The sequence below is a fragment of the Marinobacter sp. 1_MG-2023 genome (assembly GCF_030549045.1).
Taxonomy (GTDB): Bacteria; Pseudomonadota; Gammaproteobacteria; order Pseudomonadales; family Oleiphilaceae; genus Marinobacter.
The window spans coordinates 187,547-210,270 of record NZ_JAUOST010000004.1; the positions used below are offsets into that span (position 1 = coordinate 187,547).

The 22,724-nt window shown below is 53.6% G+C and carries 16 protein-coding genes; 1 reads left to right on the plus strand and 15 read right to left on the minus strand.

Annotated features, from left to right (window positions below):
- Positions 1-3: 3 nt before the first annotated feature.
- From Q4606_RS12245 to Q4606_RS12270, 6 genes are all read right to left on the minus strand, one after another.
- Positions 4-1,746 (minus strand): ExeA family protein, encoded by a 1,743-nt coding sequence (locus Q4606_RS12245; RefSeq protein WP_303607684.1) that lies wholly within the window; start codon positions 1,744-1,746, stop codon positions 4-6.
- Positions 1,747-1,846: 100 nt separating this feature from the next.
- Entirely contained in the window at positions 1,847-3,337 is a 1,491-nt protein-coding gene (locus tag Q4606_RS12250; RefSeq protein ID WP_303607685.1) for a DUF3336 domain-containing protein, read from the minus strand.
- Positions 3,338-3,366: 29 nt separating this feature from the next.
- The gene (locus Q4606_RS12255; protein WP_303596203.1) at positions 3,367-4,074 is read right to left on the minus strand and encodes a VacJ family lipoprotein; all 708 of its coding nucleotides are present in this window, start codon (positions 4,072-4,074) and stop codon (positions 3,367-3,369) included.
- Positions 4,075-4,219: 145 nt separating this feature from the next.
- The gene (locus tag Q4606_RS12260; protein WP_303596072.1) at positions 4,220-5,341 is read right to left on the minus strand and encodes a beta-ketoacyl-ACP synthase III; all 1,122 of its coding nucleotides are present in this window, start codon (positions 5,339-5,341) and stop codon (positions 4,220-4,222) included.
- A gap of 123 nt (positions 5,342-5,464) precedes the next feature.
- Positions 5,465-9,205: an ATP-dependent RNA helicase HrpA gene (hrpA, locus tag Q4606_RS12265; protein WP_303607686.1), complete on the minus strand. Its 3,741-nt coding sequence runs from the start codon at positions 9,203-9,205 to the stop codon at positions 5,465-5,467.
- Between the two features lie 5 nt (positions 9,206-9,210).
- Positions 9,211-10,887, minus strand: coding sequence for an AMP-binding protein (locus Q4606_RS12270; protein ID WP_303596074.1), 1,677 nt, complete (start codon positions 10,885-10,887; stop codon positions 9,211-9,213).
- A 185-nt stretch (positions 10,888-11,072) separates the two neighbouring features.
- Here Q4606_RS12270 and Q4606_RS12275 point away from each other — a divergent pair, with 185 nt between their 5' ends.
- Positions 11,073-11,564, plus strand: coding sequence for a MaoC/PaaZ C-terminal domain-containing protein (locus Q4606_RS12275; protein WP_303607687.1), 492 nt, complete (start codon positions 11,073-11,075; stop codon positions 11,562-11,564).
- 17 nt (positions 11,565-11,581) lie between these two features.
- Here the strand turns inward: Q4606_RS12275 and Q4606_RS12280 are convergent, their stop codons facing one another.
- From Q4606_RS12280 to Q4606_RS12320, 9 genes are all read right to left on the minus strand, one after another.
- Positions 11,582-12,646 carry an AgmX/PglI C-terminal domain-containing protein gene (locus Q4606_RS12280; RefSeq protein ID WP_303607688.1) on the minus strand — a complete coding sequence of 355 codons (1,065 nt, stop codon included), beginning with the start codon at positions 12,644-12,646 and terminating at the stop codon, positions 11,582-11,584.
- The gene (locus tag Q4606_RS12285) at positions 12,643-13,023 is read right to left on the minus strand and encodes a hypothetical protein (protein ID WP_303607689.1); all 381 of its coding nucleotides are present in this window, start codon (positions 13,021-13,023) and stop codon (positions 12,643-12,645) included. The genes Q4606_RS12280 and Q4606_RS12285 overlap by 4 nt, the downstream gene beginning before the upstream one ends.
- Before the next feature lie 2 nt (positions 13,024-13,025).
- Complete coding sequence (locus Q4606_RS12290) at positions 13,026-13,424, minus strand: hypothetical protein (protein WP_303607690.1); 399 nt, start codon at positions 13,422-13,424, stop codon at positions 13,026-13,028.
- Complete coding sequence (gene bamD, locus Q4606_RS12295; RefSeq protein ID WP_303607691.1) at positions 13,417-16,263, minus strand: outer membrane protein assembly factor BamD; 2,847 nt, start codon at positions 16,261-16,263, stop codon at positions 13,417-13,419. Before bamD ends, Q4606_RS12290 begins: the two co-directional genes overlap by 8 nt.
- Positions 16,260-17,648, minus strand: a complete 1,389-nt coding sequence (locus tag Q4606_RS12300; RefSeq protein ID WP_303607692.1) for a lipopolysaccharide assembly protein LapB — start codon at positions 17,646-17,648, stop codon at positions 16,260-16,262. Before Q4606_RS12300 ends, bamD begins: the two co-directional genes overlap by 4 nt.
- A gap of 21 nt (positions 17,649-17,669) precedes the next feature.
- Entirely contained in the window at positions 17,670-18,230 is a 561-nt protein-coding gene (locus tag Q4606_RS12305; RefSeq protein WP_303607693.1) for an AraC family transcriptional regulator, read from the minus strand.
- 352 nt (positions 18,231-18,582) lie between these two features.
- Positions 18,583-19,761 (minus strand): VWA domain-containing protein, encoded by a 1,179-nt coding sequence (locus Q4606_RS12310; RefSeq protein WP_303607694.1) that lies wholly within the window; start codon positions 19,759-19,761, stop codon positions 18,583-18,585.
- Between the two features lie 22 nt (positions 19,762-19,783).
- Positions 19,784-20,626, minus strand: coding sequence for a MoxR family ATPase (locus Q4606_RS12315; protein ID WP_303596083.1), 843 nt, complete (start codon positions 20,624-20,626; stop codon positions 19,784-19,786).
- 39 nt (positions 20,627-20,665) lie between these two features.
- Positions 20,666-22,696, minus strand: a complete 2,031-nt coding sequence (locus Q4606_RS12320; protein WP_303607695.1) for a vWA domain-containing protein — start codon at positions 22,694-22,696, stop codon at positions 20,666-20,668.
- Positions 22,697-22,724 lie beyond the last annotated feature (28 nt).

Genomic DNA, 22,724 nt, shown 5'->3' on the forward strand with positions numbered 1-22,724 from the left:
ACTCTATTCTTCCCCCCCGGATCGGGTAGCTGACAACCTCGGAACATCTGCATTAAGATCGTTATTGATCTGAATGATCGTCATTGCACCTGCAATACCGTCGACTGTCAGGCCCTTTAACGACTGATACCAGCGCACCTGCTCATTCCCCGACAAGCGTTTGATTCTTGCGTTGTCGGCAAGGGACTTACTATGAGCGTCTGCGAGCTCCATCATGCGCCCACCAATCCAGAGCTCTTCGCTTGCACCCTCACCGTCGACCGGAGAACTTTTCATATGATCAGGAAGCTGCCATAGCACCCGATATTCCCCAAACCAGTACGGCTCCAGGCTTGAGAAAGGCACCTGAACCGGCCCTGTGGGCAGGGTAATGTCGGCAAGCCGGCCATTGAGGTGTTGCAACACAACGTATCCACGATTACCTGCATCATCCTGAAGCAACAATATGGCCGGCCTATCCAGAAACATCAGGCTTCGCTGGCTACCCTGTCGTTCAAGGCAGCCGAGGCCGGATTCGCGAGCGAAATCGCAGGCGACCGGAAACGCCTGAGGACTGTAGTCGATGCCCCAGAGCTCAAACAGCCCTGTAAAAGCTTCCGCCAGGTTCTGGGCTTGCTCCGGGAATTCGAAAGAGAGCTCGCTCGGGGCAGCGTTCGCAAGGCGTTCGGCTTCAGTGAAAGGCAGCGCCACACCTGCCGCTTGTTCTTCCCCAGGCTGGTCCCCATTGTTACCGACAACCTGGCTTTCGGGCTCGCTTTCGCGCTGAACCGTCCCGCCTTGCTCCACGACTAACTCGTCCGATTCAGCTACCGCTTCTGGCCCGAACCATTGTTGATAGAGCCAGAAGGTGCTGATGATCGCCAGAACCAGCGATGCGGCAAGCATGAGATAACCGGAAAAACCCTGTTTACCTCCGGCCCGACCCGGCTTTGGCCCGAGATTGCTGCCACCGACTTCCTTTGCTGCCTGCCGGATATGTGCCGGTGTCAGTTCATGTTCACCTTCGGCATAAGCACCCAGAAGCGCACGGTCACTGATCAGATTGATCAGGCGAGGTATACCATTACTCAGGCGGTAGAGCTTACGGACGGCGGAGGGAGAAAACACGTCGCCCCGCATACCCGCCACTCCAAGTCGGTAGCTAAGGTAGGCGGGGAGCTCGTTGGGACTGATCGCATCCAGGTGGTAGCGGGCCGTTACACGCTGGTTCAGCTGTCGAAGCTCTGGGAGGGCCAGCATCTGCTGCAACTCTGGTTGACCCAACAACACGATCTGCAGCAGTTTTTTCTCGGCGGTTTCAAGATTGGTCAGCAGGCGCAGTTGCTCGAGCACATCGGCAGACAGATTTTGCGCCTCATCAATCATCAGAACCTTGTGCCGGCCGGCAGCATGGGCCGTGAGCAGGTCTCGATTGATCAGGTCCACCAGCTGTTTGATGCTGGCCCCCGCCGGGTTGGTAATCTCAAGCTCGTCACAAATTGCAGCAAGCAATTCCCGCGCAGAAAGCCGGGGGTTGAGAATCAGGGCAATATCAACATGGGCTGGCGCATTTTCAATAAAACACCGGCTCACTGTTGTTTTACCGGTACCAACTTCTCCGGTAATGACAATAAAGCCGCCCTGGCCCTGAACACCGTACATAAGGTGCGCAAGCGCCTCTTTGTGACGTTCGCTCAGATAAAGGTAACGGGGATCAGGCGCAATAGAGAACGGCGGTTCTTTGAAGCCGAAGAAATCGTAATACATGGGCGTCCAGTAAAATGCTCAGGCACCGGGCTGATCGGGCAGTTGCCAAGCCGGGCTATTCAGCAGCGTATCATACCGCCCGCTTCGCAGGCCTGTCATCTCAGGATGGCGCGGAATCCACACTGTTTATCAGTCGAAGGTCCGCAGCGCTACGCCGGTTCTGTTGTTTCAAGCGCCGCACACAGCGCTCCAGGGTTTTTGAGATACGCGCATGGGAGCGAATCATTGAGATTTTTGGCCAGGTTGCGCGCTCTCCGGCCAATATCATTTCACGCACAAATTCAGGCTTGGGATCGGCAAGCATGCGCCGGTAATGCTTGAAGCTGTATGTGGGCGCTATGGTTACGTCTCCGGAATAGCGTTGAGCCATGATGGTGTACATCTGGCCAGAGATCTGCCGAAGTAACTCAGGCTTGGCCCGTTTCCGAAGATAGTCAAAAACTCCCTGCCCATGAAACTGCAACTCGGATTTCATCAGGTGCCAGGGCAAGCTGGTCAGGGAGAGCTTTTCATCCTGACCACGGGCGTTTAAAAAAGGCACCACGTGCGGGTTGGTCTGACTAACGATGGTGAAGTTCACATCGTAGAGGTGCATTAAGCGGTCAATGGGCAGATCACTGACGACCGAGCCATCCACAAATTTGAGCCTGGGCATATACGGCAGCGCTTGCCCGTGAATGTCCTTTTTCATCAAAGTAACCGGCGGAAAAATACCTGGCACCGCGGCACTGGCAAGCGCTGCGCTCCACACCATCAGGTATGGCGATGTATAACCGGAAAGCAACCGCGCCTTCTGATGCGCCTGAACCGGCGAAACACTCATATTGATCGAACGGCCGGTGCGCAGATAGGCCTCTTCAAACGTATACTCGCCTATGTTGGTTCTCAGGCAGGTACGCAGCTGATCCTGATCCATCAAACCGCCCCCTCGCATAGCGCTTACCAGCCCGCGCCATTTCCAGGCTTTAAGGTTATGGTTTTCAGGGACCAGCATTTCAGGGATTTCGGCATCTGTGTGCACACCGAGCATTCCGGCGATAATTGCACCAATGCTTGAGCCTGTCACAACCTGTGGAAGCAGGCCCTTTTCCCAAAGCGCCTTGATCACACCAAAATGGAACATGCCGAGGCTGGCACCACCGCTTAACAAAAGTGTCGGCCGCCCATAGCTGGTCAGGGTATCCCGAAAAAACTGCAGCTTATCGGTAACCGGAAAGCCCGGAACCGGGTTATCACACAGGAAGTCCAGGGCTTCGCACACCTGGGCAATGTACTCTTCAATCAGGTGTTTGGTACCAACTCTGGAGTGAGTATACAGAGCCGGGTTACCCATATTACCGAGGTCGTGATGCAGCCCTTCACGCAGGGCCCGCTTCAGGCGATCAAAATCATTCTGCTGGCGATATTGTTTGATATTACTCAGGCGATCATAGAGCAATTCATAGTTATAGAACTCTGAGGCAAAATCCTCTTTCCACTCGGCATTGCCTTCACGAAAATCCAGCTCAAGCGCTGCGGCTTTCCAAACCTCATAGTTCGGTGCTTCATCCAGCATCTTGCGGAACTTTTGAACCCTTGGATCTTGCAGCACCGTGTCTCTCCTTCAACTGCCCGTCAGGATCAGAAATCGTCAAGCATCAGCTCTTCATCGTCATCGCTGGCGAACGGGTCCCGAGTCACCTTACCGTCGTTTATCAGAAACTCTCTGCGTTGCAGGAAAGCGTTACGGACAAAAATATAGGTATCGCCGGAAATAAAACCTTCAGCCGGAATCAGGTCTGCCCGCTTATCCACAACCTGAAGGCCCCGCGCATAATAGTTATCCGGGCTATCAACGTTGTCCCACAATGAGGGGAGCACAAAACCGTCTACACCGAACCCGCTTAGATGACGTGGGCTGGAAGGGCCGAGAAAGGGCAGCATCAGATAAGGGCCAGAGCCAGCACCCCAGTGTCCCAGAGTCTGCCCGAAATCCTCAGGCCTTTCCGGCAGGTCAAATGCAGTCGCCACATCAATCAACCCACCAAGACCGAACACTGTGTTATAGGTAAACCGGCCGGCGGCAACAACTGCAGACTCACCCTTCAGTTGCAGCACACTATTGGTGAAATTGCGGACTTCTGAAAGGTTATTGAAGAAGTTTGTTATGGCGCGGTCAGCAAACTCGGGCATAAACGTGCGGTAGGCCGTGGCTACCGGCTTAAGAGCCCAGCGGTCAATGGTATCGTTAAAAGTGTAAACCTTGCGGTTCCAACTTTCATAAGGGTCGTCAGCGCTTACCTGAACAGCCGAGCCATCGCGGGCCGGCTCTTGCGAACTCTGAGCCATGACGGGCTGTGCAGACATTCCAATAGCCAACACGGCCACCAGCGGCGTGGCCAACAACCAGCCTCGGGGTGAAAAATTTGTCATGGTCAACTCTTGGGTTGTTGATTTTGCTTTGCAGCAGCGCTAACGCGCCGCTGCATAACAGTCAGCGACGGCGCACGACAACACTGCCAATGGAATAACCGGCACCGAAGGAGCAGATCACACCCGTATCGCCGGTTTTCAGATCATCTTTGTGTTTGTGGAATGCAATGATTGAACCTGCCGAGCTGGTATTCGCATATTCATCAAGAATCACCGGAGCCTCATCCTCTGCCGCGTCGCGGCCAAGCACCCGACGGGCGATAAGCTGATTCATGTTCAGGTTTGCCTGATGCAACCACATTCTGCGCAGATCTTCAGGTGCCAGCGACAAACTTTCAAGATGATTCTGGATAGTTTCAGCAACCAGAGGTGAAACTTCCTTGAATACTTTACGACCCTGCTGAATAAACAGTTTATCCGGTTTGCCCACACCGGCTTCATCAGCCCGGTTCAAGAAGCCGAAATTATTCCGGATATTGTTGGAAAAGGTCGTTTTCAATCGAGTGCCAAGAATCTCAAACCCCTGCCCTGCCGGGGCATTTTCCTCACGCTCAACCAGGATGGCTGTACAGGCATCGCCAAAAATAAAATGGCTGTCGCGATCACAGAAATTCAAATGGCCGGAGCAGATTTCAGGGCTGACAACAAGAACAGCTCGCGCCGAGCCATTCTCCACGGAGTTAACAGCTGCTTGCAGGCCAAATGTCGCTGAGCTGCAGGCTACATTCATATCGTAGGCGAAGCCATCTATACCCAGAGCTGACTGAACTTCGATAGAAACCGCAGGATAGGCACGTTGTAAGTTGGAGCAGGCTACGATAACCGCGTCCACATCGCTGGCTTTCTTTCCTGCCTGAGCCAGTGCTTCGTTACAGGCCACAACCGCCATATCACACTGAACCGAAGGCTCGTCATTACCACGTTCAGGAATGTAGGGCGCCATCCGCTTGGGATCGACGATACCCGACTTGTCGATAACATGCCGGCGCTTGATACCTGAAGCTTTTTCTATAAACGCCGAGGACGAAGGCTGAAGTGCCTCAACCTCACCACTCTCAATCTCTTGGGCATGTTCAGAGTTGTACATCTCGACAAACTGGTTGAATGCTTCAACCAGCTCATCGTTATCAATGGTTGCCGGCGGTGTATACAGGCCGGTTCCGCTAATGACGGCTTTAATCACGCTAACCCCACGTCATGAAGATGGAAACAGAAGGACAGGAATATCGTACTTTCGGAAATACTAACACAGTCCCGGGGATTTGCCCGCCCCGCAGAAGCCACTACAAAAGGCGGGCTTGACCGATCATACCCGGGTCAGTTCCCACTGTTTGTCCAGCCGCTTTACCGATACTGTCATGACCGTTCCAAGCTGCTGAGCAAAAAACGAAACGCGGTATTCCTCAAGCATCCAGCGGTAGGTAACGAGTTCGGGATCACGAACACCCTGTTTTCGCTGCTCGTCGCGCTTGCTTGCGTAACGACTCCACAGCGATTCACTGGTATGCAAAAATTCCCGTTCACGCCCCATCTCCCTGGGCATCTTTTCAAGCCGGACCAGCGCTGCTTCAAAATAACGCCCAAACTCCGCCAGCCATTGCGGGGGTGTTTCCACCAGAAACCCAGGATAAACAAGGTTTTGCATCTGAAACTTCAAGTCAGCCATGCTGTTTGCAAGCGCCAGATTAATCTTGCCTTTCAGTCGTTTTGCGACTTTCTGATAACCGGTCATCGCCCGGTGAAGGCGTTCGTCCGCCTGTTCCAAAGCAGGAATAAAATCGCCTCTGTTCTGATCAAACAGAGCATCAAAAGCCTCCCGACTATTGGGGACATTGCCTTGTAAAAAGTGTTCCATTGCAGTGGAAACAAGCAAGTCATCCAGAAGCACCTTTGCCTGCCCGACGGTTGCAAACATCAGGGCGGACTGTTTAAAGAGAGGCAGTTTCCTCTCCAGGTCATCCAGAGTGTTACCAAACCGGTTAAGTATGAGGCGCGCTACCCCTTTGCGAGTTGTATCTTCTGCAGTGAGGCGATCCAGGCAGCGAATCTCACGAACCTTTTTGCCCAAATCTTCAAGCGCAGGATAAACCGTGATCTGCATTCCGCCTTTTTCGGTCTGCACCTGAGCTGGCAGCTCGCCAAACTCCCAAGCCTCGTACTCGCCCGCAGGCTCCTGATTCCGGGTATCGCTTGTTGCCGACGCAAGAGCCTCTTCAGCACGCCCCTCAAGCTGACTCTGCAATTCACCCGTTTCACGACTTTCGGCGATCACTTTTCCGCCATCCCCAAGTACTCTCAGGTTCATTCTCAGGTGACGAGGCAGCTCATCCCGAGGCCAGGCTTCGGGCTCAATACGCACTCCAGTCATCCGCCGCAGCTGATCGCCCAGCTGGAAAGCCAGAGGCTCGTTCGACGGCTGAAGGTTGGCAATAGCAGCGTCCACAAAATCCGGAACCGGCACAAAGTTTCGGCGCAGGGACTTCGGAAGCCCTTTAACCAACGCAATACACTTCTCTCGAAGCAGCCCCGGCACCAACCATTCAAGGCGCCGGGAAGGAATTTGCCGCAGTGCCATCAATGGCACCTGGAGCGTAACCCCATCACGCTCACTGGTTGGCTCAAACTCGTAACTCAGGGGATAACGGACACCCTCCCACTCCAGAAAATCCGGATATAAGTCACCCGCCAAGGCGTCAACAGGCCTTTGCAGGACATCCTCTTCGGTCAATTCCAGATTGCGAAGCTGTTCAGCCGTGAGGCTTTTCCACCAGCTTTCGAAATGACGACCGCTTACGATCCCCGCAGGCAGGCGCTCATCGTAAAAACCAACCAGCACCTCGTCGTCCACCAAAAGGTCCCGGCGGCGGGTTTTCTTTTCCAGATCCTCTACACTGGCCAGCATTTCGCGATTGCGGCTTATAAACGGGGCTTTCGAGCGATAATCACCCTCTACCAGTGCATGGCGGATAAACAGATTGCGGCACTCTACGGGGTCTATTTTGCTGAACGCTATGCGGCGTTTTGGCACCACATCCAGGCCATAAAGGGTGATCTTTTCGAAACCCATCACCTGTGCTCTCTTCTGCTCCCAGTGAGGCTCGAAATAGTGATGCTTCACCACATGCCCGGCCAAGGGTTCTATCCACTCGGGCTGAATCGCGGCCACCATACGAGCAAACACCCGACTGGTCTCGACAATTTCTGTGGCGACAATCCATTTCGGTCCGGTTTTGGACACTTTCGAGCCGGGAAAAATCAACACCTTGCGATTACGGGTGGCCAGGTATTCCTTTTTCTCGACCTTGGTCGCCACCTGCCCCAGCAGCCCCGCCAGAATAGCCTTGTGAATTTTGTCGTAGGTAGCAGCGTCTTTATTAAATGACAATTTCTGATCACGACAAATCAGGGTGAGTTGTCGATGAATGTCGCGCCACTCCCGCATACGCATCCAGCTGAGAAAACTCTTCTGGCACACCTTTTTGAGCTGATTCTGGGAAATCTCCTGGCGCTGTTCCTCGTAAAAATTCCAGATATTCAACAGAGTGATAAAGTCGGAATCTTTATCATTGAACGGCGCATGAGCCTGGTCCGCAGCCTGCTGCTTATCCTGCGGGCGTTCTCTCGGATCCTGAACACTCAGGCCCGCGATAACAATCAGCGTTTCTGCCAGGCTGCCCTGGTCTGCGGAAGTTACCAGCATTCGGGCCAGGCGCGGATCCAGTGGAAGCTTCGCCATGGTGCGCCCGAGCTTCGTAACTCGCCGGGAACCGTCGACAGCACTCAGTTCTTCAAGCAGCTTGTAGCCATCGTTGATCAGGCGCTTGTCTGGCGCCTCAAGAAACGGAAAATTACGAATCTCACCGAGGCCGGACGTGGCCATCTGCAAAATAACGGAGGCCAGATTGGTACGTAGTATTTCCGGATCGGTGTATTCGGGGCGGTTGAGAAAATCCGCTTCGTCGTACAAACGAAAACAGATCCCTGGCGCAACCCGGCCACAACGGCCCGAGCGCTGATTGGCGCTGGCTTGCGATACCGGCTCAACGGGCAGACGCTGTATTTTGGAGCGAACGCTGTAGCGGCTGATTCGCGCAACACCGGTATCAATCACGTAACGAATACCCGGCACCGTGAGCGACGTTTCGGCAACGTTGGTGGAAAGCACGATCCGGCGGCCACGATGGTTCTGGAATACCCGGTTCTGCTCCTGGTTGCTCAACCGGGAATATAAAGGAAGGACTTCCGTGTGCCGGAGTTCTGCGTGGCGCAATACTTTACTGAGGTTGCGAATCTCACGTTCGCCCGGCAGAAATATCAATACATCGCCCGGCGGTAGCTTGTCGCTGCGCTCGTGCTGTTCGATCTCATCAAGGGCTGCGAGAACCCCATCATTCCAGCCCTGGTCGCGATCGTCTTCATCACCAGTGAGCGGCCGGTAACGAACCTCTACCGGGAAGGTGCGCCCACTCACCTCAAGCACAGGCGCTTTGTTGAAGAACTCGCTGAAACGGTCTACTTCAATGGTGGCAGAAGTGATGATGACTTTGAGATCAGGACGTTTGGGTAGAAGCTGTTTCAGGTAGCCCAGCAGAAAGTCGATGTTCAGGCTGCGCTCGTGGGCTTCATCAATAATCAGTGTGTCGTAGCGTTTTAGATAGCGGTCGTGCTGGACTTCCGCCAACAGAATCCCGTCGGTCATTACCTTGACCCGGGTCTGGTTCGAAGTATTGTCAGCAAAACGAACCTGATAGCCGATCTGCTGACCGGTCTGCTCGCCAAGCTCATCAGCAATACGGGATGCAACGCTACGAGCCGCAATGCGCCGCGGCTGGGTATGACCAATGAGGCCGCGAATCCCGCGGCCCATGTTCATGCAGATTTTGGGTATCTGAGTGGTTTTTCCGGAGCCAGTTTCACCAGCAACGATGACAACCTGGTGGTTCTCAATCGCCTCCCGGATGTCGTCTACGCGATCAGATACCGGCAGCCCTGCCGGAAAACTTATTGGTTTGTGCAGGGCAGCCCGGATATCAGAGTGCAAAGTCACCGTAATTACTTGTTCCCCGGTTCATCACGCAATTCGCGGCGCAAAATCTTGCCTACGTTAGTCTTGGGCAGATCATCGCGGAACTCGAAGAAGCGCGGTACTTTGTAGGCTGTGAGGCGCTCACGGCAGAACTCTTTCAACTCGTTCTCAGTGACACCTTCGGCTGTCGGAACGAGGTAGACCTTCACTGCTTCCCCGCTTTTGGCATCCGGGACGCCAACAGCTGCGCACTCGACCACCTTCGGATGGCTGGTCACGACATCTTCGATCTCGTTCGGGTAAACGTTAAACCCGGACACGATAATCATGTCCTTCTTACGGTCAACAATTCGGATATACCCGTCTTCCTGAATCAACGCCACATCCCCGGTCTGGATATAACCATCTTCAGTGAAGGATTTCTGCGTGTCCTCGGGGCGCTGCCAGTAGCCACGCATTACCTGCGGACCTTTCACGCACAGCTCGCCCGGTGTCCCCAGCGCAGTCTCATTGCCATCATCATCAATAGTTTTGACCTGGGTCGATGGAACCGGCAAGCCAATGGTGCCCAACTGTATGGCACTGCGGGGATTGAAGGTAACCACCGGAGACGTTTCGGTCATGCCGTAGCCTTCCGAGATGGGACAGCCAGTTACCCGCTCCCACATCTTCGCTGTATCGCTGGTCAGCGCCATACCGCCTGAAGACGTAAGCTTGAGGTGGCTGAAATCCAGATCCTGAAACTCTTCGTTGTTGCACAGGGCAACAAACAAGGTGTTCAGGCCAAGGAATGCTGTGAACTTGTGGTTTTTGAGCTCTTTGACAAAACCTGGAATATCCCGCGGGTTAGGAATCAGCACGTTATGGCCGCCGGCTTCGAGCATGATGCCGCAGTTCAGGGTGAACGAATAAATGTGATAAAGAGGCAGAGGGGCAATCACCGTTTCCTGCCCTTCAATGATGGTGTCTTCCATCATCGGACGAACCTGCAGCAGGTTTGCAACCAGGTTACCGTGTGTGAGCATCGCACCTTTGGCGACACCCGTTGTTCCGCCCGTATACTGCAGCACAGCAATGTCGTCCTGCTTACACTCAACTGGAGTAAACTTCTCACGGGCACCTGCACTGAGTACGGCCGGAAGTTTATGGGCCTGCGGAATATTGAACGGTGGCACCATCTTTTTAACATGCTTGACGACGGCATTCATCAGCGTGCGCTTGATAGGCGAATGCATGTCGGCAATTTCAGTAACGATCACATGCTCAATGCTGGTATGGGGCAGAACCTTCTCGGCGTTTTCAGCCATGTTGGCAAGCACCACCAGTGCCTTGGCACCGGAGTCGTTAAACTGGTGCTCCATCTCGCGCGTGGTATATAGCGGGTTGGTATTGACCACAATAAGGCCAGCACGCATGGCACCAAACACCACAACCGGATACTGGGTCAGGTTGGGCATTTGGACCGCGATACGGTCACCAGGTTTCAGATCGGTTTTGTTTTGCAGCCAGGCAGCGAAGTTCCGGGTTTGAGTATCCAGTTCGCGGTAAGTCAGAGTTGCACCGACAGCACTGAAAGCCGGGCGGTCACCGTATTTCTTTACCGCCTGATCAAACACATCCACCATGCTGTTGTATTTTTTCAGATCGACTTCGCGTGGGACACTGGCAGGGTATTTGTCCTGATAGAACTTCTCAAAATCCATCGCTATCTCCTGTCTGGCGCTTTTCTTTATAATGATTTACCAATGCCGTGCGATCAAAAAATCAACTCGACATAAGTATCAGCCTCAAAAAGTCGGGAGAGAATAGCAGTTTTGTTACCGATGAGGTAGTTTCGACGCATAACAAGAAGGACTACCCCCTGCCAACCTTAAGCACGGAGCACTTGATGAGCGACACCCTTGATACTCTTGAAAACATTACCTATGACGAGCTAAACGAGGGTGACACCGCTACGTTTACCCGGACACTTTCGGAAGATGATCTCGTTCTGTTTGCCGCTGTTTCAGGGGATGTTAATCCAGTACACCTGGACCCTGAATATGCCGCCCATTCTATGTTCAAGGAACGGGTAGCCCATGGTATGTGGAGCGGTGCCCTGGTCTCTGCTGCACTTGCGACGGTTATGCCAGGCCCGGGTACGGTTTATCTGGAGCAAAGCCTGTCGTTCAAACGCCCCGCAAAGCTCGGCGACACGCTGACCGTTGGCCTTACAGTGCTGCGCAAAGCCCCCAAAAACCGGGTTGTTTTAAAGTGTGACGTGACAAACCAGAACAACCAAAAGGTTGTTACCGGAGAAGCCAGGGTTATTGCGCCAACAGAGAAGGTTTCCCTTTACAAGCCGACACTTCCGAAAATCACAATTGAAGGTCGTGACTGAACGCAAAAATCTCTATTTCAGCCCGGCAAAAAGTCGATTGGAAACCTTACCTTCCGGGCTTCAACCTTGTCGGCGCCAAAGTTGAAAAGTCGCACACGCATGGCAATTTTCTGCTCCAGCTTCGGGTTCTCAAGCTCCGAACTTACCACCGTGCACGCAGACACCGAACCGTCGGGTTCTATGACGAGCTCCAGTAGAACCTTACCTGCCAGGGTCGGATCCTGCCTGAGCTCTCTCTGGTATAGGGAATAGAGTACTGTTTTGCCGGAATCAAACACCTGCCGAATGTTACTCATTGCCCGCTCACCCATCGACGGAGTCTTATCAGGCGCTGGCGTACTGGCCACAACTGGTTCCGATTGACGAGCAGCTTCGACTTTTCTTACTTCGTGGCCGGCAACTTCTGCATCTAAGCGTATTGCCTGGACATCCTGTACACCACCACTCCCCTGCAGAGCATCGGCAGAACCTTGAACTCCTGCATTAGCGGTACGGACAGTGTCAGACTGACTATTCACATTGGCCTGTATGGCGGGGGCTTTTTCTGGCGCAGTTTCGCGCATGGATGCCAGGCGGTCTTTCATGGCCAGAAGGCCAGAACGAGATGCTTTTTCACGAGCCAATTCAACACGCTGGGCAGTTGGCTTTGGTGATTGTTTCACCGGCACAGGCTGAACTTCCTTTGACAGCTGAGTGATCGGCTTGGGTTTGGGCTTTGGTTCCGGTTGAGGCTTTACGGGCTCAGCCTCCATGGCTTCAGTTTTGGCAGGTTTTGGCTCAGGCAAAGCCAGTGTCTCAACAAATTCAGGGGCTGGTTCTTCAAGGGCTTCGCTCTTCACCACAAGCCTTGCGAGCTGAGGCGGCAAGGTTTCAGTTGTTGTCCGCTCAAGCTCCGGAACATCGAGTACAGGAATCATCATGGCAAGTGGAACGAATAGTAGAAGCGCCAAAGCTGTGATGAGCACCAGCCGCAAGCGCTCCCCCTCTTCCCTACTCCAGGATAACGATGACAAAGAGGTTCGCCCGAAATGCTCAAGGGCGCCAAAATCGCTACTTACAGGCATCGTATTCATCGCCGTCATTGCCATTCACCTGGCCGGACGGCTGGATTTGTAACACCCAGGTTCTGGCGAAACTCACGATGGTGTTCAAGCACCAACGGATCAAGAGGCTGCACCAGTTCCGGAGCGGTGTTTTCCAGTTCCGCTCGCGGCCGGCGTGGTAGTGTGGGTGCTCGCCAAGGCAAGATATTCAGCACGCGGGGCTCATCTTCTCCCATGCTGGCGGATATACCCTCGATACTCTTAATGCTCTTAATATTCTTAATACTCTCGATACCCGGGTATTCCGATTTATCCGAAGCTGCGCAAAGAGCCGGAGCCGTTACAAATATCAGAGTGAGTAGCCCGGACAAGACATTCAAAATGGCCCGGTTATAAATCCAGAACGCCGCTTCCATCATCACTCCAGCCTTCTTTTTAGATCAGTAATCCAGCCCGTTACCTTTTTGTCTTCATTGGCGGAGAGTGACTGGTAACGCTGGTAGTGTATGAGTGCCCGGTCGAGATCAAGCAGATAAAGCTCGGAAATCACCGCAAGATTGTAGTGCAGGTCGGCAACGTCTGGAGCGCTCTCAAGACCGGTCTCCAGCAGCATGGCGGCCTCACCGTAACGATGCTGCTGCATAAACATAAGCGCCTGATTATTCAGGCTTGCAACATCATTCGGCTCCGGTGAAATGGCCTCAGAAGCTTTCATAGACTGCGTGGCACAGCCTGCCAACATAAAAACGGCAACCAATGCGCCACACAACATCCAAATCCTGAACACAAACAAGCGGAAAGAAATCTGTTCAGGCATCGTCTTTGCCCTCTGTCGTAACGGTCATCCAGCGAAAAGACCGGCTATAGCGACCAGGGTGCAACTCTGCCAGCATGCCCAGACTTTTTCCGATCCAGGAATTAAACCCGTTGGCTGTGATGCGCCGATGGTTTTGCGAATGCAACGCAATTGCTCGCTCTTCAAATGGGTAGGCTTCCTCCTCAAGCAACATCCTGTACTGCATCTGTTCCAGCTCATTCAATTCTTCCGGAGCGCTGGATGCCATCAAATCTCTGGCCATAATTCGGTGAAGCTCGGCGCGGCGGAACAGTGACTCCGACAATACTGGTGATCCACCAAGAGACTCTGCATTGCGGAAACTGGCCTGCGCCCTGGCCATGGCCGCCTGCTTGCGATCAAGTGATTGCTCAAGTGGATTGCTAAGCTCAATACCGGCAAATTCTTCGGCGGCTTCTGCCCCCAGTTTCAGTGCGCCATCCGCCGCCCACTTAAGCGTAACTTCCGAATGCCAGCTGCTTTTCAGCTCTGCGGACACCATATCAGCGCGCCATTGCGAGGGAGAGCTTCCCGTTTCTATGAGTCTGTAGCGCATCGTCTGCAAGCGGATATGTTCATTCGCTTCCAGTGCGACCGGGCCGGTGGCAAGATAACCTTCGTAAACCGCATTGCGTTGTTCATCTTCTCCGGCTGTATGGAAAAGTTCAGCTGCCCGTAACCGATAACCCCATACATCACCCTCCAATCGCGGCTGTTGGCCGAGGTCGTCAGCCATAGACATTAACTCGCCGGCTGCCCGCTCCTGTTGATCCGATGAGGTGTAAGCAAGAACCAGTTTTTCGCTTATTTCCGGGCCAAGTGCGTGTTGCGGATAATCATTACGGAAGCGGTTGAGCTCATTAATCGCCAACTGCCACTGCGAGGCCCTGAGCAGCGTGTTTGCCGCATCAAAACGCCCCTTGATAGCCGTTTCCGAGCCCGGCAGCACTGTCTCAACCCTCTGAAAATGCGCTACGGCAATCGAAACTTCGCCAGCGTCGGCAGCCTGTTCGCCCTGCCGGTAGATCGCGGTAGCGAGCTGCTCTTGCAGATTCGGTATTCCCTGTTTCAGAGCATCGGTTGCGAACTCCCTGGAGGCCAGGGTTATTGCCTCGCGCCAGGCCCTCTCTGCAAGCCCGTACTCAGCCATATGCTGACGCACCTGGGCAGTAACCAGCCAGCCGGCGAATCGGGAATCAGGTGCGGCCTTTTGGTGAACAACAGCCTGAGTGCCATAACGTAATGCCTGCTCATATTCCCCGGATTCCAGCCAGTGAGTTGCGAGCTCTGCCAACAAACCCGGAACCCGCCCATCGCTACCGTATTGTTCTGCGTACCGATCTAATTCAGCGGCAAGGTCTGCAAGGTCGGGCGCATACCCTGCCGAAACCGATTCATCCCTTGTGCCTGCCCGAACCAAAGCGACTGCAGCCCAGCCGGCATCTGCAGCATATTCGTAGTCTGTTAACTCGTAAGCGGCAGCGCGATAGTTTGCGAGCGCAGCGAGATAATCCGCTGCCTGTAGCCGAGCATCACCCGCAAGACGAAAAAGCTCACCCGGTGCTTTGCTGCGGCTGGCCAGCCCTTCGTAATAGGCTGCTGCAACCGAATACTGTGCTGCACCATCTTCCGCCTGAGGCACACCTTGTGCGTAGTAATAATCTGCGAGATAACGGCTGAACTCACGCCACTTTTCTCGGTATCCAGCCTCAAGGCCAGCGTAATCCCCTTGATCATCAAACAGGGAAATGTAGTCAGCCATAGCTCGCCGGGCCATTTCAGACTGACCGGCCCGGTTCCATACGTCGACAACCTGCGCCATAAAACCGGCCCGCTGCGGATGCTCAGGGAAGTACTCTGCAAATGCCCGGTTGGTCGCGACACTGGCCTCGGCGTCACCTTGTACTGCATAGAAATCGGCAAGGCGATCGAATACCAGTGGTGCCCAAACGCTTGGGGTTCCGGGCTGAAGCCAGTCCATCAATGTTTCTGCGCCGCCCAGGCGGCTGGCCATCAGCGCCAGAATCCGTAGCGTGTCATCTACGGTGTCTACGCTCGATTCAGGTAGCTGAGCAAGGCTTTCAGCGTTTGGCAGGGATTCATCCAACACCTCCTCAAATGTGCGCCCTGCCCGCTCCCACGCCTGCGGTCCCTGCTTGAAAAGTGCCCACCCGAGCATGTAACGCGCTTTGTTTTCGAGTTCACCGGGATCGCCGTTCCCATCAACAAGTTTCCGATACCCGGCCTCGGCTTCCGCGTAATCTCCAGCCGCAAATGCCGATTCGGCAATCCGGAACCAGGCTTCCGGAACCAAAGGCGAATCCGGATACAGCCCCACGAGTTGTTGCAGACGTTTTACCGAGGCCTGGTGCTGCCCTGTTAACGCGTGGGCTTTTGCCATCTGGTAGAGGAGTTCATCAAGGCGCCCGCCAAACACGCCTCGCTCAAGAATGGACTTATAGCTTTCAATCGCCTGTCGGTAAACGTCTGCTTCTTCCGCGGGGCTGAACCCAATATCTTCACCGGAGCGATCGCGAATATTAGTCAGCCGGTTCAATGCATCTACACGCACTGAAGGCTCACCAGTCGTATTGAACAATCGCTGGTAACGTCTGGCTACCTCGGCAGGGGATATTGCAGGAAGCGGTCTGGACTCGAACTTCAAAAATACGGGGCGCATGTCCGCAATGGTTTCGCCGTCCTTGCCTAGTTCTACGCGAAAAGACTCCTGCCCATGGGCGAAACTGAAAAACAAACACAGTGGCAGTGCAGCAACGCGCAGGTTCCTCAAATTTTCGCCTTTAAAGCCTGGGAGCCTCATCTGCCCTGCTCCCCGGACTCCAGTTCCTTCAGGGCCAGATACTCATAGAGATGGGCGATCTGCTGCTCTGCTTTGTCCAGAGCAACCATCATCTTTTTGTCCTGTTTTTTAACAAACCCCAGCGCCAACTCATCAAGCAAAACTTCTGCTGGCCCACGCAAAGCACTCACAGACTCCAGGTGAGACAGTGAGCTTTCGCGTAGCTGCCGGGCCTCGACAAGCAAGGCTTTCAGATCCCGAGAACGGTTGGCAAACCGGTCCTGGAATTTGGCAACCTGGCGCCCGGAATCCGAAAGCGTCATCTTGGCTATCCTCAGCTGCTGATGCTGATCGGCGCTCAACTCACGGCTGCCCAAACGCTCCAACAGAACATTCAGGCGGGTCTGTAAGCGTGAATGAGCACGATTAAAGGCTTCCTGTTTTACTGTCTCGTTTGGGGAATCTGATGACTCAAGCTGGCCAGTGATGGAAGCGATAAAAACATCGAGGTCCTGGACATTAGCCTGGAGCTGAACCTCCATCTGTTCGAGATTCGCGACCCGGCTTACAGCTTCTTGCGAAGCGGGCTGCTCCATAAAGCCGAGCAGGTAGGCCATACGAGGCTGAGCAAGCGTTCGACTGTCTGCCAGAAACCATTCTACTTTCGGGCTGCCAAAGCCAGACTCATCGAAAAAAGAGCCTTGCGCATCTAGAACCAGCGCCTTATAAGCACCCTGATCTTCAATCTGGCGTGCCAGTTTTCGTAGGGTAACGCGCTCACTTTCATAGGCAGCATTTGCTGACAGGTAGGCCTCGCCAGCTTGCCCAAGATACCCCGCCAGGTCATAACCACGCCCCATTCCTAACCAGGCTTCCGCAACTCCGGGATAGGCGAGTGGGTACTTCTTCGCTCGGTGCCAGCTCTGCATGGCGGCGCGATGGTGACCTTGTTCTGCCAGCGCCAGGCCATGAAAGTAGAGCGCCTGGGGAGTTTTGTGGCTATTCAGCGGTATTCTTTCAAGAAAACCAATGGCCTTCTCATACTCGGAATTGCTGTACGAAAGATAGCCAGCACGCAGCAAAATACGGGCCTGGAGATCGGTTTTACGCTGAGTGTCGGCATCCTTATCTGCCATGGCCAGCGCTACTCGTAACGCAACCAAAGCGCGGGAAGGGTTCAGGTCATTGCGTGCGTAGTCAGATGAAAGATTAAGGTAACCAACTGCAGACCAGTACCCTGCAGCCATATCGGCAAGAATCTTACCCGCTTCCTCAGAATCTCCGCGGGAACGGGCAACCTCGGCCTGCCCGAAAAGAGCCTGTTGCCTTGGCTTAAGGTGTTCAGATGATTCGCTACAAGCCGGGACCGCCATCAAGACAAACAGAACAGCCAGACCGGTGCGCATAGCCAATAACCTCATCACCGGTTACTTCCACTCAACAACGGATACACGAGGTTCAAATTCAGGCGCTTTAGCTTCCAGCGCCATCTGTAAACGGAGGACGCCAGGGCGTTTTTGAAAGCGATGAGAGGTTTCCCGGCGCACGAAACGGTCATTAGCTGCCCGAGCCGTGATCACCGCTTTTAACTCATGCTCTCCGTTAGCCAGATTACCGATGAAAAGCTGCTGAATACTTCCTTGCTGCAGAGAAGCGTTCTCTTTACCGGTATACAGGTGCGAAGCTGCCGGTTTGCCATTCACAAACAGTTCTACAGAATCCAGATCAAGGACATCCCGGCTGGCGAGTGTCAGAAAAACTGCCAGTCGCGTATCGACGGGGTGAAGCACCCCCTGTTCAAACTTGAAGACCTCATCCGCATGCGCTGTGACTGCGGACTTCAGTTCTGCGATCTCCTCATCGATAGAGGCCGCAAAGGCCTCGCCATGGCTGAACACTAGCGAAAGAGTGGTCAGGCCACTGCATATAAACGCTAAGCCTCTATTCTTCCTGCCCCGGCATTCTTGTGTTTTTTGTGGGCCAAACATAAGCCGCCTGCTCCCTGCCGCCTCTCAACCTTTCGTATGTTGATCACAAACTGACAAGAAGAGTAACACCAGGTAACAAAGCAGAACGGTAAGCAGATCACCAAATAGAAAATCCGGAGTTCCGTCTGTTGACCGGCCAATTGGAGGAAGTGTCGAATTATTTAACGTACAGGAAAGGAGACGTCCAAAGCCATGCATAATATTCTGGATAAGGTTTAGCTCAAGCCATTGATTTTACGGCTTTATATTTTGATGGCCCTTAAATTGCTAAAACCAGATGGGCGGGGATGCATTTACGCATCCCCGCTTGATATGCCGAGCTTTGCCGATGTCTCAACCGCATCGGCTTTTTTTATTTGCTCAAATGTTTCATGGCCGATTCCAGGCCTTCCACAGTGAGCGGATACATATGGTCGTTCACCAGCTGACGAGTCATACCCAGTGAGCCACCAGAGCCCCAGTAACTTTCAGGCAGCGGGTTAATCCAGACCACCTTGCGGAAATGTTCGTTGATTCGCTGAAACCAGGTCGCGCCAGCTTCTTCGTTCCAATGCTCAATGGAACCTCCCGCGTGAGATATTTCATAGGGCGCCATGGTAGCGTCGCCTACGAAAATCACTTTATAGTCCGGCGAGTACTTGTGGAGAATATCCCAGGTACTTGTTGTCTCGTTCATGCGCCGGACGTTGTTCGTCCACAAGCTCTCATAAACGAAATTGTGAAAGTAAAAATACTCCATGTGCTTGAACTCGAGGCGCGCAGCGGAAAAAAGCTCTTCGCACACCCGTACATGCGGGTCCATCGAACCGCCCACGTCGAAAAAGATCAGCACTTTTACTGCATTATGGCGCTCTGGAACCATTTTAAGATCAAGATAACCTGCGTTACGGGCGGTCGAGCGAATGGTGTCGTCAAGATCAAGCTTGTCTGCAGCACCCTGCCGGGCGAACTTGCGCAAACGCCGGAGCGCTACCTTGATGTTCCGAATACCCAGGGTAACGCTGTCGTCCAGATCCTTGAACTCACGCTTTTCCCAAACCTTGACTGCACGCCCGTGCCTGCCTTTTTTCTGACCGATTCGGAAACCCTCAGGGTTGTACCCGTCGGCACCAAAAGGAGACGTTCCTCCGGTACCTATCCACTTGTTACCACCAGCATGGCGCTCTTTCTGCTCTTCCATGCGTTTTTTGAAGGTCTCAATCAGCTCTTCAAGACCACCAAGTGAATCAATTTTGGCTTTCTCTTCCTCGCTCAGATTTTTTTCGAACTCGGCGCGCAACCACTCATCAGGAATCAGGGCCTCAAGCATCTGATCCAGATGCTCAATCCCCTCAAAATAGGACTTGAAGGCCAGGTCGAACTTGTCGAAGTGGCGCTCGTCTTTCACCAGGCATAGCCGGGCGAGGTAATAAAACTCTTCCATATCCGCAAACGCGAGGCGCTGTTGCAACGCTTCCAGCAGATCGAGGAATTCGCGCAGGCTGGCAGGCACTTTGGCCCGCCGCACTTCGAGAAAGAAATCAATCAACATAAAACCGCACTCTTGCCGAATTTCAGCCGCGACGACGGGCCATAAACGCCAGCTTTTGCAGAAGGTGTACGTCTTGCTCGTTTTTCACCAGCGCGCCGTAAAGTGGCGGCAGCGCCGAACTGCTGTCTTTATCCTGAAGCAACTTGGCTGTCAGTTCGTCTGCCATCAGCAGTTTCAGCCAGTCAATCAGCTCCGAGGTAGAAGGCTTTTTCTTGAGGCCTGGCACCTTGCGAACATCAAAGAACACTTCCAGAGCGTCCTTGACCACCTGCTGCTGAATACCTGGAAAGTGAACATCCACGATGCTCTTCATGGTGTCGTGATCCGGGAAGCTGATGTAATGGAAGAAGCAACGGCGCAGAAAGGCATCCGGCAGTTCTTTTTCATTGTTACTGGTGATCACTATGATCGGCCGCTTATTGGCTTTAACGAACTGCTGGGTTTCGTATACATAAAACTCCATGCGATCCAGTTCCAGCAACAGATCGTTAGGGAATTCGATGTCGGCCTTATCAATTTCATCAATCAGCAGCACGACCTGCTCTTCTGCTTCAAAAGCCTCCCAGAGCTTGCCCTTCACAATATAGTTGCTGATGTCTTTTACCTTCTCATCACCCAACTGGGAATCCCGCAAACGGGACACCGCATCGTACTCATACAAGCCCTGTTGAGCTTTAGTGGTAGATTTGATGTGCCAGGGAATCAGGCGCATACCCAGAGCGCTCGCCATCTCCTCAGCCAGCAAGGTTTTGCCGGTGCCGGGCTCGCCTTTGATCAGCAATGGGCGTTGCAGCGTAATGGCCGCATTTACGGCCATTTGCAGGTCATCGGTGGCTACATACTTATCGGTACCGGTAAACTTCATCAGTATGGTTCCTGTCGGTTACTTTGAATTTTTTAAAGGTTATTTTTTCCGTTCATCGTCCGGATCGTTTTCCGGCTCATCATAATCTGGCAAATCGTCGAATTCGGACAAATCAAAATCGTCCAGACCGAACTCTTCTTCATCGTCTTCGTCCACTGGCTCGTCCAGCTCCGGGATAACCTCTTCCGGCTCCACAACTGCACTGGCAACGGGAATATCTTCGTCGGTAGGCTCTTCTTCCGGTTCTGGCTGCAGAACAGGTTCGGGCACAACTTCAGGCTCAGGTTCCGGTTCTTGCTCAGGCTCGGGTTCCGGTTCTTGCTCAGGCTCAGGTTCCGGCTCTGGCTCTGGCTCTGGCTCTGGCTCTGGCATTACAATCGGAGTTTCCGCCTCTATATCTGCCATTTCCTGTTTCAGATCATCGAAGTTCTCAGTTTCGGCATTCTCGGTATCCTCTCCGGCTGCCGCAGAGCGTCGTTTGCGAATCAGAAGAAGAATGATCAATGCGATAATGACGAGCGCTCCGACTCCGGCTCCTATCATCCACAGTGGGATGGGCAGCGCTGATGCCGGTTCCTGTTCTTCATTGGGTGAAGGCTTCTCATCAGCTACTGGTTCTTCATTGGCTGAAGGCACTTCATCGACCAATGGCGCTTCTTCCGCCAAAGGCTCTTCTTCAACAGCCGGGGCCGGCTCATCGGGTTCCGCTGGTTCAATCTCACTGGCCTGCTCAGGCTCAGACTGTTCTACGAGACTGGTATCTATGGGTGACCCGATGGTCGGTTCAACCATACCTACAGGCACCAAAAAGCGGGTTGTTGCGGTGAATTTCCGGGCAAAGGTTTTGCCATCGGCTACAACGTCTATTCTGTATAGACCCTCCGCCGGCAGTTTGCTGATCGTGTCTGCGTAAACACCGTCTTCCGGGGGCTGATCCGCTGAAAGCGCCTTGCTTCCGCTGCGCCCGTCTTCAGAGGTCACGCTGAGCTTTACACTCAGAACGTTGAGAAACTCCGGGTTGGTTATCGTTTCAGTCTTCTCGAAAAACGCTACGCGAATATCAATCGGTGATTCCGGAGTGAAGGTCGCGGGCACAGGGCTTACAACCATTCTCAGATCACTGACAACGGTCACACGACTGCCCTCACCCAGCTCACCGGTTACCCGCCATTCACCGGCCTGGGGCTCAGTAATCGTGACGAGGTCATAGGCTGTTTCCCGCGCCCAACGAACGTTGTCTGGCTGCGAGGCAAACTGGAGCTTCTGACCATCAGGCCGGACCAGCTCAAGGCTGACCGGCTCTTCCGCTTCGCTTCCACTGGTCTCGCCGCGGAAGATCAACGCGGTAAATTCCTTTACACCACCATCAACCGTGAACGCATTGCCTTCGATGGGAATCTGTTCCTGGGGCGCTGCCGTATTGAGGGCGTCCAGAAAGGCCAGATTGAGCGATTCGGCCGTATCGGCAACACGAAAACTGCCTTGCGATTCCTCGGCAAGTGTCCTTAGAAAACCCGCATCTGCCTGGTCGGAAAGTGCAACCGGGTGAAACGTCGCGCCCTTGGCCACCAGATCATTTAACAGCGCGCCCAGAATGCGCGCTTCTTCGGTCTGGTTTACATCCGCGCTGTCCGAAATATCTACCTTGCCGTCTGTCAGCAGGATAAAGTGCGTATTCTCCAGTGAACCACCGGTAACAAAATCATCGCTGGCAACTTCGATCGCTTTGCCCAGATTGGTACGCAAAGCGACAGAATTGATCTTACCGGACTCTGCAATAGCGGTTTCACGCCAGGATTCAGACACTTCACCGTGTGGCACCAACATGTTCACGTACTGGCCGAAGGTCCAGACACCAGCCGTACTTCCCTCTGGCAGCACCCGGGCCAACAGCCTTACAGCAGGCTGTCGCAAATTATTCGGGTCGGTTTCCTTCATAGAGCCTGAAATGTCCACGATAATCCGGACATCAGGGTTTTCCGGCAATGTCAGCTTCGTGGGCTCTTGCGCCCACAAGGTTACGGGCAGCAATAAAACAGTGAAAAAAACCAGCGTAAGGAGTCTCGGCATTATTGTTCTCAAAAATTTGTGTGGGTTA

What these genes read in the sequence shown, in the direction of transcription:
- Q4606_RS12270 (WP_303596074.1), bottom strand. Translation starts at nt 10,887, where the DNA reads ATGGATTTTGAGAAGTTCTATCAGGACAAATACCCTGCCAGTGTCCCA.
- Q4606_RS12315 (WP_303596083.1), bottom strand. Translation starts at nt 20,626, where the DNA reads ATGAAGTTTACCGGTACCGATAAGTATGTAGCCACCGATGACCTGCAA.
- Q4606_RS12245 (WP_303607684.1), bottom strand. Translation starts at nt 1,746, where the DNA reads ATGTATTACGATTTCTTCGGCTTCAAAGAACCGCCGTTCTCTATTGCG.
- Q4606_RS12300 (WP_303607692.1), bottom strand. Translation starts at nt 17,648, where the DNA reads ATGCGCACCGGTCTGGCTGTTCTGTTTGTCTTGATGGCGGTCCCGGCT.
- Q4606_RS12290 (WP_303607690.1), bottom strand. Translation starts at nt 13,424, where the DNA reads ATGCCTGAACAGATTTCTTTCCGCTTGTTTGTGTTCAGGATTTGGATG.
- bamD (WP_303607691.1), bottom strand. Translation starts at nt 16,263, where the DNA reads ATGAGGCTCCCAGGCTTTAAAGGCGAAAATTTGAGGAACCTGCGCGTT.
- Q4606_RS12280 (WP_303607688.1), bottom strand. Translation starts at nt 12,646, where the DNA reads ATGACGGCGATGAATACGATGCCTGTAAGTAGCGATTTTGGCGCCCTT.
- Q4606_RS12305 (WP_303607693.1), bottom strand. Translation starts at nt 18,230, where the DNA reads ATGTTTGGCCCACAAAAAACACAAGAATGCCGGGGCAGGAAGAATAGA.
- Q4606_RS12275 (WP_303607687.1), top strand. Translation starts at nt 11,073, where the DNA reads ATGAGCGACACCCTTGATACTCTTGAAAACATTACCTATGACGAGCTA.
- Q4606_RS12285 (WP_303607689.1), bottom strand. Translation starts at nt 13,023, where the DNA reads ATGGAAGCGGCGTTCTGGATTTATAACCGGGCCATTTTGAATGTCTTG.
- Q4606_RS12320 (WP_303607695.1), bottom strand. Translation starts at nt 22,696, where the DNA reads ATGCCGAGACTCCTTACGCTGGTTTTTTTCACTGTTTTATTGCTGCCC.
- Q4606_RS12255 (WP_303596203.1), bottom strand. Translation starts at nt 4,074, where the DNA reads ATGGCTCAGAGTTCGCAAGAGCCGGCCCGCGATGGCTCGGCTGTTCAG.
- Q4606_RS12310 (WP_303607694.1), bottom strand. Translation starts at nt 19,761, where the DNA reads ATGTTGATTGATTTCTTTCTCGAAGTGCGGCGGGCCAAAGTGCCTGCC.